We start from the raw sequence: 14,277 nt of genomic DNA on the forward strand, positions 1-14,277 counted from the left end.
GCGTTAGTCTGGTTGCTCGAGTGATTTGATGTAGTCATAAATTGCCAGCTGCGCCTGGACTTTACGGCGATTGCCGCGCGGTACGTAGCGGTTGCTGAGTTCTTTATCGATAAAACGCGCTTTTACCGTGTCGCTAAACAGAATGTCAATGATATCCAGGACGCGCTGTTTAAGCCGCGGGTCGAGGATAGGCGTAGCGACTTCGATACGGTAGTCAATATTACGCGTCATCCAGTCAGCTGAAGAGAGCCAAACTTGCTTATCACCGCCGTTTTCGAAAATATAAACCCGATCGTGTTCCAGATAGCGATCCACAATGCTAATCGCACGAATATTATCGCTAATGCCTTCCAGTTGCGGAATAAGAGAACACATACCGCGCACCAGCAGATTGACCTGGACGCCCGAACCCGACGCGGCGTATAGCCTGTCGACCAACCCTTTATCGACCAGGTTGTTAAGCTTTAAGGTAATCCCTGACGGTAAGCCTTGTTGGGCATTGGCGATTTCACGATCGATCATCTCATACAGCAGACGCCGTGAGTTTTGTGGAGAAACCATCAAATAATCGAAAGTGACCGGGCGATAGGGGTTTTCAATAAAATTAAAGACCCGGCGCACTTCATTGGTAATGCGCGCATCGGCGGTCAGCAGCGAATAATCGGTATACAGCCGCGCCGTTTTTTCGTTGAAGTTACCGGTGCCGATATGCGCATAACGCACCACGTCATCGCCCTCTTTTCGTGAGATGAGAAAGAGTTTGGCGTGAATTTTCAGCCCAGGCGCAGAGAAAATAACGTGGACGCCCGCTTCGGTTAACCGCTTGGCCCAGTGAATATTTGCCTCTTCATCGAAGCGTGCCTGCAACTCCACCACCACGGTGACTTTTTTGCCGTTATGGGCGGCATGGATCATCGAGTCAATAATGCGCGAGTCTTTCGCTACGCGATAAATATTGATTTTGATCGCCAGCACGCTTGGGTCAAACGACGCCTGACGCAGCAGTTCCAGCACATGTTCAAAGGTGTGATAAGGATAATAGAGCAGCACATCACGTTCACGAATCGCGTCGAAACCGTTACGAAATTTCTCTTTATCAAACCAAAGATGGCGTAACCGCGGTAACGGTTTATTGACCAGGTTGGCTTTACCGACATTCGGAAAATTAATAAAGTCTTTAAAATTGTGGTAGCGCCCGCCGGGTACGATTGAGTCATACCGGGAGATCGTCAGTTTTTCCCGCAGTACGTCGACCAGCGCGGCGGGCATATCGCGTTGGTAGACAAAGCGCACAGGTTCAGCGGTCAGGCGCTGCTTCAGGCTGGAAGACATCAGCTCCATCAGACTGGATTCCATCTCATGCACCAGGTCATATTCGGCATCGCGGGTCATTTTCATCGAATAGGCATTAAGCGCGTCATAGTCGAAGAACCCTTTAAAAATGTCATCCAGGCAGTAGCGCAGAATATTATCCAAGAGGATCATCGGTTTGCGTCTGCGCGGTGTCTCCGGCGGCAGATTAACGAAGCGTGGGACTTTGTCGGACGGTATCTCCAGCAGCGCATAGTTGATGGTGTCGCCGCGGATAATCTCCACCGCCAGATAGGTGTAATCATCTTTTAAAAACTGAACAAGATCCGTCTCCCGGTTAATGAGAATCGGGGTAATATGCTGGCGCAAATAGTGCTTAAAATAGTGGCGCAACCAGCTTTGTTGGTTCACCGAGAGCTGACGCTCGTTGATCAGAAAGATTTGATTACGCGCCATTTCCAGCAGTAATTCGTTGTACAGGCCGTCGAACTCCTGGTCTGCTTTCAACACGCGGGACTGAATTTTGCCTAACAAATGGCGTGAATGAGAATTTGAACCCTGTTCTTCGCTGATAATAATACGTCGTTTCAGTTCAGCGAAACGCACTTTGTAGAACTCGTCGAGGTTATTAGAATAGATTCCCAGGAACCGCATCCGCTCAATCAACGGGTTGGATTTGTCCGCCGCTTCCTGTAACACGCGTTCGTTAAATGCTAACCAGCTTAGTTCTTTCTCGATATATAGCTTTTCCTGACCCATTACTACCTATACTCCGTTTTATTCACGGGACACTGCCTGATGATTATGGCGAGCATTACGCGTTAATGTCCAACTGCGCCAGAAAAATATGACAATAAACTGATAGCATAAAGGAAGGGAAAAGAGTAGGCCGGATAGGCATTTATGCCGCCATCCGGCAAGCAGACACAGTCCTGTTCGATGACGTATTATTCGTCAGACGCATAACCTTGCGGCGGCAGACGACGCCCGTCCAGCCAGGCGGCGTTATCGCGCATCTTTAGACGCCCCTGCGCAAACCAGCTAATCACCAGCGGATAAATCGCATGTTCCTGAGTCTGTACGCGTGCGGTGATATCATCTTCGCTGTCGTCGGCAAAAACCGGCACCTTCGCCTGGAGAATGACCGGGCCGCCGTCGAGTTCGTCTGTCACGAAATGTACCGAGGTACCGTGCTCCTCATCGCCGTTTTCCAGCGCCTGGCGATGGGTATGCAACCCCGGATATTTTGGCAGCAGGGAAGGGTGAATGTTCAGCAGACGCCCGTAGTAATGCGCGACAAACATCGGACTCAGAATACGCATAAAACCAGCCAGCACGACCACATCGGGCGCATACGCGTCTATCTTGCGAATCAACTCGCGATCGAAGGCGTCGCGGCTGTCAAACCGATCGGCAGTCAGCGCTTGCGCCGGAATGCCGGCTTCTCTGGCGCGTTCAAGGCCGAACGCGTCGGCCTTATTGCTGAATACTGCCCTGAGGGTGCCTTTAATTTTCTTCGCTTCGCAGGCATCGATAATCGCCTGTAAATTGCTTCCATTGCCGGAAATCAGCACCACAATATTCATTATTCAATAACCACACGCTGTTCGGAATCAGAGGCTTTGATGATACCGATTTTCCATGCGTTTTCACCTTTCTCGTTTAGCAGAGCAAGCGCTTTGTCCGCTTCCGGAGCGGAGAGCGCAATCACCATGCCGACGCCGCAGTTAAAGGTACGGTACATTTCATGTCGGCTGACATTACCGGCGGTTTGCAGCCAGGTAAAGATGGCGGGCCACTGCCAGGACGACTCATTAATTACCGCCTGGGTATTCTCCGGCAGAACGCGCGGAATATTTTCCCAAAAGCCGCCGCCGGTGAGGTGGGCGATAGCGTGCACATCGACGTTTTCAATCAGTTCCAGAACCGATTTTACGTAGATACGGGTCGGTTCAAGCAGATGATCGGCCAGCGGCTTCCCTTCCAACAGAGTGGTTTGTGGGTCGCAGCCGCTAACGTCAATAATTTTCCGCACCAGTGAATATCCATTCGAGTGCGGGCCGCTGGAGCCGAGCGCAATCAGCACGTCGCCTTCGGCAACCCGGGAGCCGTCGATGATTTCTGATTTTTCGACTACGCCGACGCAGAAACCCGCCACATCGTAATCTTCGCCGTGATACATGCCCGGCATTTCCGCCGTCTCGCCGCCGACCAGCGCGCAGCCGGATTGCAGGCAGCCTTCGGCAATACCGTTGATCACGCTGGCAGCGGTATCGACATCCAGTTTACCCGTGGCATAGTAATCGAGGAAAAACAGCGGTTCCGCGCCCTGAACGACCAGATCGTTTACGCACATCGCCACCAGATCAATACCGATAGCGTCGTGACGCTTTAAGTCCATCGCCAGGCGAAGTTTGGTGCCTACGCCGTCAGTGCCGGAAACCAGTACCGGTTCACGATATTTTTGCGGCAACGCGCACAGCGCACCGAAACCGCCCAGACCGCCCATAACCTCCGGGCGGCGAGTTTTCTTCACTACGCCTTTGATTCGATCAACCAGAGCGTTACCCGCATCAATATCGACGCCGGCATCTTTATAGCTAAGAGAGGTCTTATCGGTCACTGCCTGGTTCCCCACGTTTTTTCTTGCGGTAAAAGTTAAATTCGGCGCAATTCTAACAGGGAAAGCAAACGTTTGCGAGCGTGGTCTGCGCCCTGGATATCCGGACGATTTTTTTGGCATGGTTTCGGTCGCTGCTTGAAAATTTCTTTGTTGGTAAAAAAGAAAAGGATATCCAGCACTTGGTTTACGACAGGCGGTCGGGACAGGCCATTCATCCTTAAAATTGCTAAGATTCAAACGGTTGTTAGCCTTTATCGCCTGTTTCAACGTGAGTGATTTATACTCACTTCTCCACTATCAGCGCTTTTGGTTGATCCAGGTCAAGCATACATTGTGTTGCGTCAGAGAGGAAAAGCGGTATAATCCGGCGATTTTTTTTGTGGTTGCCAGTCATCTGAGGATAGGAGAAGAGTATGAAGATCGTGGAAGTCAAACACCCACTCGTCAAACACAAGCTGGGTCTGATGCGTGAAAACGACATTAGCACTAAACGCTTTCGTGAACTCGCCTCAGAAGTAGGCAGCCTGCTGACGTATGAAGCGACAGCCGACCTGGAAACGGAAAAAGTCACCATCGAAGGCTGGAATGGCCCGGTGGAAATCGACCAGATCAAAGGTAAAAAAATTACCGTTGTGCCGATTCTGCGCGCGGGTCTGGGCATGATGGAAGGCGTTCTGGAAAATGTACCGAGCGCGCGTATCAGCGTAGTCGGGATGTACCGTAACGAAGAGACGCTTGAGCCAGTACCTTATTTCCAGAAACTGGTATCGAACATTGATGAGCGCATGGCGCTGATCGTCGACCCGATGCTGGCGACCGGCGGTTCTGTCATCGCGACCATCGACCTGCTGAAAAAAGCAGGCTGTAGCAGCATTAAGGTGCTGGTGCTGGTCGCCGCGCCGGAAGGCATTGCGGCGCTGGAAAAAGCGCACCCGGACGTTGAACTGTACACCGCCTCTATCGATCAGGGGCTTAACGAGCACGGATACATTATTCCGGGGCTTGGCGATGCCGGCGATAAGATTTTTGGTACCAAATAAGTGAATAAATAATTAAAAGCCGACTTTAAGAGTCGGCTTTTTTTTGAATAAAACAACTCATAACAAACACACTTAGAGGAAAACACTATGACGCGCCGTGCTATCGGGGTGAGTGAAAGACCGCCGCTTTTACAGACAATCCCGCTTAGTTTACAGCACCTTTTCGCCATGTTTGGCGCGACCGTGCTGGTGCCAGTTCTGTTTCATATCAACCCCGCGACGGTGCTGCTGTTTAACGGTATCGGAACGTTGCTGTATCTCTTTATCTGCAAAGGTAAAATTCCGGCCTACCTCGGATCGAGCTTTGCCTTTATTTCCCCGGTACTACTGCTGTTGCCGCTGGGTTATGAAGTGGCGCTGGGCGGTTTTATTATGTGCGGCGTGCTGTTCTGTCTGGTCTCTTTCATCGTTAAAAAAGCGGGCACCGGCTGGCTGGATGTGATGTTCCCGCCTGCGGCAATGGGCGCAATCGTTGCCGTCATCGGTCTGGAGCTGGCTGGCGTCGCGGCGGGGATGGCCGGATTGCTGCCTGCGCAAGGGCAGTCGCCGGACACGAAAACAATTATCATCTCCATGGTCACGCTGGCGGTGACGGTGTTCGGCTCCGTACTGTTTCGCGGTTTCCTGGCGATCATTCCGATTTTGATCGGCGTGCTGGCAGGCTATGCGCTGTCATTCGCGCTGGGGGTGGTCGATACCACGCCGATTGCCCAGGCACACTGGTTTGCGCTACCGACTTTCTATACGCCGCGTTTTGAATGGTTCGCGATCCTGACGATTCTGCCCGCGGCGTTGGTCGTGATCGCCGAGCATGTCGGTCATCTGGTGGTGACGGCGAATATCGTCAAAAAAGATTTAGTGCGCGATCCCGGTTTGCACCGCTCGATGTTCGCTAACGGACTGTCAACGATCGTCTCCGGCTTCTTCGGCTCCACGCCGAATACCACCTATGGGGAAAATATTGGCGTCATGGCGATCACCCGCGTTTACAGTACCTGGGTTATCGGCGGCGCGGCGATTTTCGCCATTCTGCTTTCCTGCGTCGGCAAACTGGCCGCGGCGATTCAGATTATCCCGTTACCCGTGATGGGCGGCGTCTCGCTGCTGTTGTACGGCGTTATCGGCGCGTCGGGGATTCGCGTATTGATCGAATCGAAAGTCGATTACAACAAAGCGCAAAACCTGATCCTCACCTCGGTGATTTTGATCATCGGCGTGAGCGGCGCGAAAGTGCATATCGGCGCGGCAGAATTGAAAGGGATGGCGCTGGCGACCATCGTCGGGATTTGCCTGAGCCTGATTTTTAAACTGATTAGCCTGTTGCGTCCGGAAGAAGTGGTACTGGAGGCAAATGATGCGGAGTCTCCGCATCAGTAACGGGTTGCCGGGCAGCGATGCTGCCCGGTTCTATCTCAAGGGAATTATGTGGTAAACTCAGCGCGATTTTATGTCATCCTGGGTTGAGGTATCTCTGAACACACCGGCACAGCTCTCTTTGCCACTTTATCTTCCTGACGACGAAACTTTCGCAAGTTTCTGGCCGGGGGATAACGCCTCTCTACTGGCCGCGTTACAAAACGTGTTGCGCCAGGAACATAGTGGATATATCTACCTTTGGGCGCGTGAAGGCGCGGGCCGCAGCCATTTGCTGCACGCCGCCTGCGCTGAACTGTCGCAGCGTGGAGATGCGGTAGGCTACGTCCCGCTCGATAAACGTACCTGGTTCGTGCCGGAAGTGCTCGACGGTATGGAACACCTCTCGCTGGTGTGTATTGATAACATTGAGTGTGTCGCTGGCGATGAACTGTGGGAGATGGCGATCTTTGATCTCTATAACCGCATTCTGGAGTCCGGTAAGACGCGGTTATTGATCACCGGCGATCGTCCGCCAAGACAGTTAAATCTGGGCTTGCCCGATCTCGCTTCCCGTCTGGACTGGGGGCAAATCTATAAACTCCAGCCTCTTTCCGATGAAGACAAACTTCAGGCGCTACAGTTGCGCGCCCGGTTACGGGGGTTTGAACTGCCGGAAGATGTCGGGCGGTTTTTACTCAAACGTCTTGATCGCGAAATGCGTACGCTGTTTATGACGCTGGATCAGCTCGATCATGCGTCGATCACTGCCCAGCGAAAACTGACGATCCCGTTTGTCAAAGAGATTCTGAAACTGTAATACGCCGCGACGGCGGCGTTCAACGGTTAACCGAGGATGTCCAGCACCTGCTCAGGCGGTCGGCCAATGCGCGCCTGGCCATTTGCTACCACAATGGGGCGCTCCATCAGTTTAGGGTGTTCAACCAGCGCCTGGATTAACGCCTCTTCACTTAGCTGGCTATCCGCCAGGTGAAGCGTCTTATAGAGATCTTCTTTCTGGCGCATCAGTTCGCGCGCGCTGGACATGCCCAACATACGCAGCAGTTCCCGCACGGTGGCGGCGTCGGCGGGCGTATCCAGATAAAGCACCACTTCCGGTTCCACGCCGTTAGATTTCAGCAGGTTCAGCGTGTCGCGGCTCTTCGAGCAGCGCGGGTTATGGTAGATTTTAATCGTGTCGGTCATGAGTTCTCCTTGTGACGCCATCCGGCTAATAAACGGCGATTACATTTTCGTGTATGGCTTGAAGCGTTCCTGTAACTGGCGCAACTGGTCGATACGCGCATCGTAACGCGCCTGTTGCTGGCTACCCAGTTTTGCCTGGGCGCTGGCGCTACTGAGCAGTGAAATTGCCTGATCCAGTCGTCCCGCCAGCGCATAACTTTCAGCGCGTGCCGCCAGCTCCTGATCGCGGTTGTTCAGCGCGGCTTCGGCCTGAGCAAGCAGATCCCAGCCGTTACCGTCATCTTTATGGCTAAAGGTGTAGCGATTCAGAATGGTTTCCGCCGCTTTCGGCTGGCCTCCCTGGAGGTACGCATTGGCGAGGTTTAACTGCAGCACAGGATTAACGCGCAGATCGCGGGCATTTTTCAGGCGATTAATCGCGTCGTTGGCTCTTTTCTGCCCCAGGTCAATATCGGTGGCGAGGTCAAGATACCAGGCATTGTTCGGTTCCGCGCTTAACAGCGGCTGCAACGTTTTGCGCGCTTCATCGTACTTGCTCGCTTCCATCGCCTGCAACGCCCGGCCATATTGCGCCGCATGTTGCTGACGCACGTTGCCTTTAGACCACTGATCCAGCAGGTCGCTGGTGAGCTGGTTACGTCCGGAATTGTACATTCCCAGGGCGCGCGCTTTGGCGAGATAGAAGTCAGCGGAAGATTGCACCACGACCGGGCGCATCTGGTTGGCACGGTTGCGGGCATCCGCAAGGCGGCTTTCCGGTAAGGGGTGAGTGAGCAAAATTTCAGGCGGTCGCGTGGAGTAACGCGCCTGGTCGAGCAGTTTTTCGAGGAAAGAGGGCATCGCCTGTGGGTCAAATCCGGCGCGTTGCAGTACCTGAATACCAATACGGTCGGCTTCTTGCTCATTTTGCTGGGTGAAACTTATCATTCCCTGGCGCGTTCCCGCCAGAGTACCGGTTAGCGCCGCCATACCGGCCTGTGGGCTGGCCATGGCCAGCAAAATGGAACCCAGCGCGCCCACCCAGGTAAGCGGCGCGCTGCGCTTTTGATCTTCCATCGCGCGCGCCAGGTGGCGCTGCGTCACGTGGGAGATTTCATGCGCCATGACTGAAGCTAGCTGGCTTTCGTTATCCGCGTAGCGAAAAAGCGCCGAGTGCAGCACCACATTGCCGCCAAAGAACGCGAACGCGTTGATTTCGTCATTATTGATCAAGAAAAAATGGAAGGGCGTTTTGACGGAGTCGGCGTGCGAGACCAGACGCATCCCCAGCGCGTTAATGTATTGCACCAGCAGCGGATCGTTGATTAACGGCGCGCTACCGCGTAGCTGGCGCACATAAAAGTCGCCCATTTGCATCTCTTGTCCAATAGAAAGCGTGCTTCCTGCCGAGGTTCCCATATCGGGCAGCGTGTCGGCAGGGTCGGCAAATGCGGGCGCGACCTGACCGAGAGCCAATGCTGCAATGAGGGTTGCCACCAGGTTTTTTTTCAACTGCCTGAACATAACCTCTATCCTGTTGTTTTGAGATAGCCCTTTGACCAACGTCGTGAAATATCGTTCCACGCTCCGACACTTCATAAGTGTAACTGTGATGAGCACAGACTCACTATTTTAGTTTCCTGAATCAACGATAAAAAGCGAAGTCTTTTTTGTGACATTTCGATACAATTCGGCATCACAATCCCGCAGTTGAGTTCTGGGAAGGGTTTTATGCTCGAAATGTTAATGCAATGGTATCGCCGTCGCTTCAGCGACCCGGAGGCGATTGCCTTGCTGGTCATTCTGGTGGCTGGTTTTAGCATCCTCTTTTTCTTTAGCGGCCTGTTAGCGCCGCTGCTGGTCGCAATCGTACTGGCCTACCTGCTGGAGTGGCCGACGGCGCGCCTGCAGGCGATTGGCTGTTCCCGGCGCTGGGCAGCCTCCATTGTCCTTATCCTCTTTGTCGGTATTTTGTTATTAATGGCGTTTGTGGTGATGCCGATTGCCTGGCAGCAGGGTATTTACCTGATTCGTGATATGCCCGGTATGCTGAATAAACTGTCCGATTTTGCCGCGACCTTGCCGCGACGCTATCCGGCGCTGATGGATGCGGGCATTATTGATGCGATGGCGGAAAACATGCGTACCCGGATGCTTAACATGGGCGATTCGGTGGTGAAGTATTCGCTGGCGTCGTTAGTCGGGCTACTGACGCTGGCGGTATATCTGGTGCTGGTGCCGCTGATGGTCTTTTTCCTGGTAAAAGATAAAGAGCAGATGCTGAATGCCGTGCGCCGCGTACTGCCGCGTAATCGCGGGCTGGCGGGGCAGGTGTGGAATGAGATGAATCAGCAGATCACCAACTATATCCGCGGAAAAGTGCTGGAGATGGTGGTGGTGGGCGTAGCGACCTGGCTGGGCTTTTTGCTGTTTGGACTCAACTATTCGCTGCTGCTGGCGGTACTGGTGGGCTTTTCGGTCCTGATCCCCTATATCGGCGCCTTTGTGGTGACAATTCCGGTGGTGGGCGTCGCGCTGTTTCAGTTTGGCCTGGGGACGGAATTCTGGAGCTGTTTTGCCGTTTATCTGATTATTCAGGCGCTGGATGGCAATCTGCTGGTACCGGTACTTTTCTCCGAAGCGGTGAATTTGCATCCGCTGGTGATTATTCTGTCAGTGGTGATTTTCGGCGGTCTGTGGGGATTCTGGGGGGTGTTTTTCGCCATTCCATTGGCGACGCTGATTAAAGCCGTTGTCCATGCCTGGCCGGATGGTCAGGTGACGGATGCCTCATCCTGAGCGGTCAGTACAAAAGTTGTAAAGCGTGAACGACATCATAGTGCCCTGCCGCCATTTTGCGCACGCCTGATGAGGGACAAGCGCTTAGAAAGCCGCTCTTTTTTTAATGCCGCACCGTGTTGCGGCATTTTTATTGTTGGAACCTACAAAATTCTCGCTGTAAAGCCGCCAAAATTTGGTGACTTAGCCTAAGCATTCTTCTGAGAAATTCGTTAATAAGTGACATCATTGATGCGAGATTGTTTTTTTAATGTGAAGCGATAACGAAACAGGGAATGAGTGTGTTGAGAAAACATTACTTGAAAGGGTATACCGCGCGGCAAATTGTACAGCGAGCCATGAAAATTATTCCTTACTCGGTAAACGTCATGGATGAACATGGCGTCATTATCGCGTCTGGCGAACCTTCGCGGCTTCGCCAGCGTCATGAAGGGGCCATTCTGGCGCTGAAGGAAAACCGTATTGTAGAAATTGATTCCGCTACCGCCAATCAGCTTAAAGGCGTGCGATCCGGCATTAATCTTCCCATCTCTTTTCATGAACAGCTTATCGGCGTGGTCGGCATTACCGGCGAACCGGAGGAGGTTCGCGCGTATGCCGAGCTGGTTAAAATGGCGGCGGAGCTGGTGATCGAGCATATGGTGCTGATCGAACAGCGACAGTGGGATAAACGCTATCGCGAAGAGCTGATCAACCAATTGATTTTGCGAGAAAATTCAACAGAGTCGTTGCGCTCTATGGCGGCCTATCTGGGCATTGATCTGGCGGTTCCCAGAGTGGTGCTGATTATTGAACTTTCCCAGCCGGATCGCGAAGCGCTGCGCAATGTAATGGATTATTTCGAGAATCACGCGCGCAACCATTTGGTGACGTTTACCGAATTTAATGAATTAATCATTATTAAGCCTATCACGTTAAAAGAGGGAAAGTGGAATACCCGCCAGGAAATGGGTGAATTGCAGATTTTTAAATCATGGGCTGCATCATCGGGCTTTAGCCGTATTTTGGTTGGGGGCTATTTTGCCGGCGAGACGGGATTGCACCGATCTTTGCTCACTGCGAGAGCCACGCAGGCGATGGCGAAAAGACAAAAGCTGCGCAGCCAGTACATTTTTTATCATGACCACGCGCTTCCCGCGCTGCTAAGCGGGCTGTCTGAAAGTTGGCAAGTGCAGGAGTTATCGCGTCTGTGGCTGCAACTGGCGCAACATGACGCGAAAGGCGTATTGCAACAGACGCTGCGGACCTGGTTTGAACATAATTGTGACCTGACGCAAACGGCCAAAGCATTGCATATTCATGTGAATACATTGCGCTATCGCTTACAGCGCTGTGAGGATATTACGCACATAAAAATCAATGAGTTAAAAAGTACGCTTTGGCTTTATATCGGTATGGAGCTCCAGGCCGAATCTGTACCGTCCGACAAGTTACCGCTGCCAGGTCGAATCGAAATTTGTTGAAAGCTCCAGCGGATTTTTAGGCGGGTTTTTCCATACTGCGCGCTCCATGTTAAAGGAGGCGCAGTATATGACGTCGATATCCACCCTGGGAGCCATTGCCGCATTGGTTGTGGCCATCGTATTAATTTTAAGAAAAGTGTCGCCAGCCTACGGCATGATGGCGGGCGCGCTGGTCGGCGGTTTGATTGGCGGCGCCGATCTTCTGCAAACCGTGTCGCTGATGGTGTCAGGCGCGCAGGGCATCGTTAATGCCGTATTGCGTATTCTGGCCGCAGGCGTACTGGCGGGCGTATTAATTGAGTCCGGGGCGGCGAATACGATTGCTGAGACGATTGTCCGCAAAGTGGGGGAAACCCGGGCATTATTGGCATTAGCCATTGCCACACTATGTCTGACCGCCGTCGGCGTATTTATTGATGTGGCGGTGATTACCGTCGCGCCGATTGCGCTGTCGATTGCGCGTAATGCAGGCCTGTCAAAAAGCGCTATTCTGCTGGCGATGGTTGGCGGCGGCAAAGCGGGTAACGTGATGTCACCCAACCCGAACGCTATTGCCGCCTCTGATGCGTTTCATGTTCCTCTTACCTCTATTATGCTGGCGGGCGTGGTTCCGGGCATCGTTGGGCTTATTATCGCCTATCTGTTAGCGAAACGGCTGAATAATAAAGGCGCGGGCGTCGCCGATCATGAAGTGACTCACCATGATGACTCCGTCGCCAGACCCGGTTTTCTGGTGGCGATTAGCGCGCCGCTGGTCGCTATTTTCCTGCTTTCTCTCCGTCCGTTTGCCGGCATTTCCATTGACCCGTTAATTGCCCTGCCCGTAGGGGGATTGGTCGGTCTGCTGTTGATGGGACGCGCGCGCCACTGTAACCAGTACATGGTCGCCGGTCTGATGCGTATGGCGCCTGTCGCTATTATGTTGCTGGGAACCGGTACGCTGGCCGGCATTATCGCTAATTCTGAACTTAAAGATGTCCTGATTCATGGCCTCACCGCTTCGGGATTGCCGTCCTGGCTGCTGGCGCCCGTGTCTGGCGCCATGATGTCAATGGCGACGGCCTCAACTACGGCGGGAACGGCGGTGGCGTCCGGCGTTTTCTCTCCCACGTTACTTGAACTTGGCGTTTCCGCCCTGGCGGGAGCCGCTATGATCCATGCGGGCGCCACGGTGTTGGACCATCTGCCGCACGGCAGCTTTTTCCACGCGACGGGCGGCAGCGTCAATATGCAAATTCATGAACGTTTAAAGCTAATGCCGTATGAAACGCTGGTGGGGTTAGCCATTACCTTTATTTCTACTCTGATGTTCGGTTTCTTTGGTTTTGCAGGATAATCCCTATGAAAATTGTTATTGCTCCTGATTCATTTAAAGAAAGTTTGTCCGCAATGGCGGTCGCTGAGGCGATAGAAAAGGGGTTCCGCGAAATTTATCCTGACGCCGACTACGTTAAAGTGCCCATGGCGGATGGCGGGGAAGGAACCGTACAATCAATGGTGGAGGCCAGCGGCGGGCGTTATGTCGACCAGTGGGTACAAGGCCCGCTTGGGCAACCGGTGGCCGCGCGCTGGGGAATGCTGGGCGATAGCGATACCGCCGTGATTGAAATGGCGGCGGCATCCGGGCTGCATCACGTTTCGCCTGAATTGCGCAACCCGCTTAATACCACCAGCTACGGCACCGGCGAGTTAATCGTCGCGGCGCTGGAGCGTGGCGTAAAGCGTATTATTCTGGGAATTGGCGGCAGCGCGACGAATGACGGCGGCGCGGGGATGATGCAGGCGCTTGGCGTTATATTGCGCGATAAACAGGGGCGCTCGCTTTCTCCGGGCGGCGAGGCGCTGGCGGCGCTGGCCTCTATCGATCTGTCCGGTTGTCACCCATTGCTGCGTAAGGTATCGATAACCGTGGCGTGCGATGTCAACAATCCGCTGTGTGGTCCCCAGGGCGCATCGGCCATTTTTGGCCCACAAAAAGGGGCGACAGCGGAAATGGTGAACACCCTGGACGCGGCGCTGGAAAACTGGGGCCGGCATATTTATCAGGCTACGGGACGTGAGGTGATTAATGCTCCCGGCGCGGGCGCGGCAGGTGGAATGGGCGCCGCGCTTTTAGGGTTGCTCAATGCGGAATTACGCGCCGGCGTAGAGATTGTCGTGGAAACGCTACAGCTTGAGCAGGCGGTTAAAGATGCCGATCTGGTGATTACCGGAGAAGGTCGGCTGGACAGCCAAAGTATTTGCGGCAAGACGCCGATTGGCGTCGCCAGAGTGGCGAAGCGGTATCATAAACCGGTTATCGCGCTCGCCGGTGGGCTGCAACACGATCATCACGTTGTGTATCAGCAGGGTATCGATGCGGCGCTGTCGATTTTGTCGCATATCGTTACGCTGCCGGAAGCCTTACACGAGGCGGAATATAACCTGAGCCTGTCGGCGCGCAATGTGGCGGCGATATGGCGTCTGGCGCGGCAAGTCTGACGGCGCATTCCCTTTCCAGGCC

12 protein-coding genes are annotated in these 14,277 nt (G+C 53.5%); 7 read left to right on the forward strand and 5 right to left on the reverse strand.

The genetic code is table 11. From position 1 onward, the window contains the following. Window positions 1-3 precede the first annotated feature (3 nt). The 3 genes from ppk1 to purM form a co-directional block, all read right to left on the reverse strand. Window positions 4-2,070, reverse strand: coding sequence for a polyphosphate kinase 1 (gene ppk1 / locus J4650_RS09005; RefSeq protein WP_000529555.1), 2,067 nt, complete (start codon window positions 2,068-2,070; stop codon window positions 4-6). A gap of 188 nt (window positions 2,071-2,258) precedes the next feature. Further along, window positions 2,259-2,897: a phosphoribosylglycinamide formyltransferase gene (gene purN, locus J4650_RS09010; protein ID WP_001028589.1), complete on the reverse strand. Its 639-nt coding sequence runs from the start codon at window positions 2,895-2,897 to the stop codon at window positions 2,259-2,261. Continuing rightward, window positions 2,897-3,934, reverse strand: coding sequence for a phosphoribosylformylglycinamidine cyclo-ligase (gene purM / locus J4650_RS09015; RefSeq protein ID WP_000130477.1), 1,038 nt, complete (start codon window positions 3,932-3,934; stop codon window positions 2,897-2,899). The genes purN and purM overlap by 1 nt, the downstream gene beginning before the upstream one ends. A 413-nt stretch (window positions 3,935-4,347) precedes the next feature. Here purM and upp point away from each other — a divergent pair, with 413 nt between their 5' ends. The 3 genes from upp to J4650_RS09030 all read left to right on the forward strand — a co-directional run bounded on the left by upp (window position 4,348) and on the right by J4650_RS09030 (window position 7,147). Further along, window positions 4,348-4,974, forward strand: coding sequence for a uracil phosphoribosyltransferase (upp, locus tag J4650_RS09020; RefSeq protein ID WP_000706208.1), 627 nt, complete (start codon window positions 4,348-4,350; stop codon window positions 4,972-4,974). Window positions 4,975-5,061: 87 nt separating this feature from the next. Beyond that, complete coding sequence (gene uraA, locus J4650_RS09025) at window positions 5,062-6,351, forward strand: uracil permease (RefSeq protein ID WP_000198344.1); 1,290 nt, start codon at window positions 5,062-5,064, stop codon at window positions 6,349-6,351. Between the two features lie 94 nt (window positions 6,352-6,445). Further along, on the forward strand, window positions 6,446-7,147 hold the full coding sequence (locus J4650_RS09030) for a DnaA inactivator Hda (protein WP_061835882.1): 702 nt from the start codon (window positions 6,446-6,448) through the stop codon (window positions 7,145-7,147). A 26-nt stretch (window positions 7,148-7,173) separates the two neighbouring features. Here the strand turns inward: J4650_RS09030 and arsC are convergent, their stop codons facing one another. Beyond that, window positions 7,174-7,533 carry an arsenate reductase (glutaredoxin) gene (arsC, locus tag J4650_RS09035; protein WP_000132650.1) on the reverse strand — a complete coding sequence of 120 codons (360 nt, stop codon included), beginning with the start codon at window positions 7,531-7,533 and terminating at the stop codon, window positions 7,174-7,176. A gap of 39 nt (window positions 7,534-7,572) precedes the next feature. Then, the gene (gene bepA / locus J4650_RS09040) at window positions 7,573-9,036 is read right to left on the reverse strand and encodes a beta-barrel assembly-enhancing protease (protein ID WP_000489631.1); all 1,464 of its coding nucleotides are present in this window, start codon (window positions 9,034-9,036) and stop codon (window positions 7,573-7,575) included. Between the two features lie 207 nt (window positions 9,037-9,243). Here bepA and J4650_RS09045 point away from each other — a divergent pair, with 207 nt between their 5' ends. The 4 genes from J4650_RS09045 to J4650_RS09060 all read left to right on the forward strand — a co-directional run bounded on the left by J4650_RS09045 (window position 9,244) and on the right by J4650_RS09060 (window position 14,255). After that, a complete protein-coding gene (locus tag J4650_RS09045) occupies window positions 9,244-10,311 on the forward strand; it encodes an AI-2E family transporter (RefSeq protein WP_000892056.1) in 1,068 nt (355 codons plus the stop codon). 275 nt (window positions 10,312-10,586) lie between these two features. Then, window positions 10,587-11,774 carry a sugar diacid recognition domain-containing protein gene (locus J4650_RS09050; RefSeq protein ID WP_001533732.1) on the forward strand — a complete coding sequence of 396 codons (1,188 nt, stop codon included), beginning with the start codon at window positions 10,587-10,589 and terminating at the stop codon, window positions 11,772-11,774. Between the two features lie 67 nt (window positions 11,775-11,841). Beyond that, window positions 11,842-13,110, forward strand: a complete 1,269-nt coding sequence (locus tag J4650_RS09055) for an SLC13 family permease (RefSeq protein WP_000200859.1) — start codon at window positions 11,842-11,844, stop codon at window positions 13,108-13,110. 5 nt (window positions 13,111-13,115) lie between these two features. Further along, complete coding sequence (locus J4650_RS09060; RefSeq protein ID WP_023202076.1) at window positions 13,116-14,255, forward strand: glycerate kinase; 1,140 nt, start codon at window positions 13,116-13,118, stop codon at window positions 14,253-14,255. The last annotated feature ends 22 nt before the right edge of the window (window positions 14,256-14,277 follow it).

This window comes from Salmonella sp. 32120201201600049SM, assembly GCF_017572835.1.
Taxonomy (GTDB): Bacteria; Pseudomonadota; Gammaproteobacteria; order Enterobacterales; family Enterobacteriaceae; genus Salmonella; species Salmonella enterica.

What these genes read in the sequence shown, in the direction of transcription:
- ppk1 (WP_000529555.1), bottom strand. Translation starts at nt 2,070, where the DNA reads ATGGGTCAGGAAAAGCTATATATCGAGAAAGAACTAAGCTGGTTAGCA.
- purN (WP_001028589.1), bottom strand. Translation starts at nt 2,897, where the DNA reads ATGAATATTGTGGTGCTGATTTCCGGCAATGGAAGCAATTTACAGGCG.
- upp (WP_000706208.1), top strand. Translation starts at nt 4,348, where the DNA reads ATGAAGATCGTGGAAGTCAAACACCCACTCGTCAAACACAAGCTGGGT.
- uraA (WP_000198344.1), top strand. Translation starts at nt 5,062, where the DNA reads ATGACGCGCCGTGCTATCGGGGTGAGTGAAAGACCGCCGCTTTTACAG.
- arsC (WP_000132650.1), bottom strand. Translation starts at nt 7,533, where the DNA reads ATGACCGACACGATTAAAATCTACCATAACCCGCGCTGCTCGAAGAGC.
- bepA (WP_000489631.1), bottom strand. Translation starts at nt 9,036, where the DNA reads ATGTTCAGGCAGTTGAAAAAAAACCTGGTGGCAACCCTCATTGCAGCA.
- J4650_RS09045 (WP_000892056.1), top strand. Translation starts at nt 9,244, where the DNA reads ATGCTCGAAATGTTAATGCAATGGTATCGCCGTCGCTTCAGCGACCCG.
- J4650_RS09050 (WP_001533732.1), top strand. Translation starts at nt 10,587, where the DNA reads ATGAGTGTGTTGAGAAAACATTACTTGAAAGGGTATACCGCGCGGCAA.
- J4650_RS09055 (WP_000200859.1), top strand. Translation starts at nt 11,842, where the DNA reads ATGACGTCGATATCCACCCTGGGAGCCATTGCCGCATTGGTTGTGGCC.
- J4650_RS09060 (WP_023202076.1), top strand. Translation starts at nt 13,116, where the DNA reads ATGAAAATTGTTATTGCTCCTGATTCATTTAAAGAAAGTTTGTCCGCA.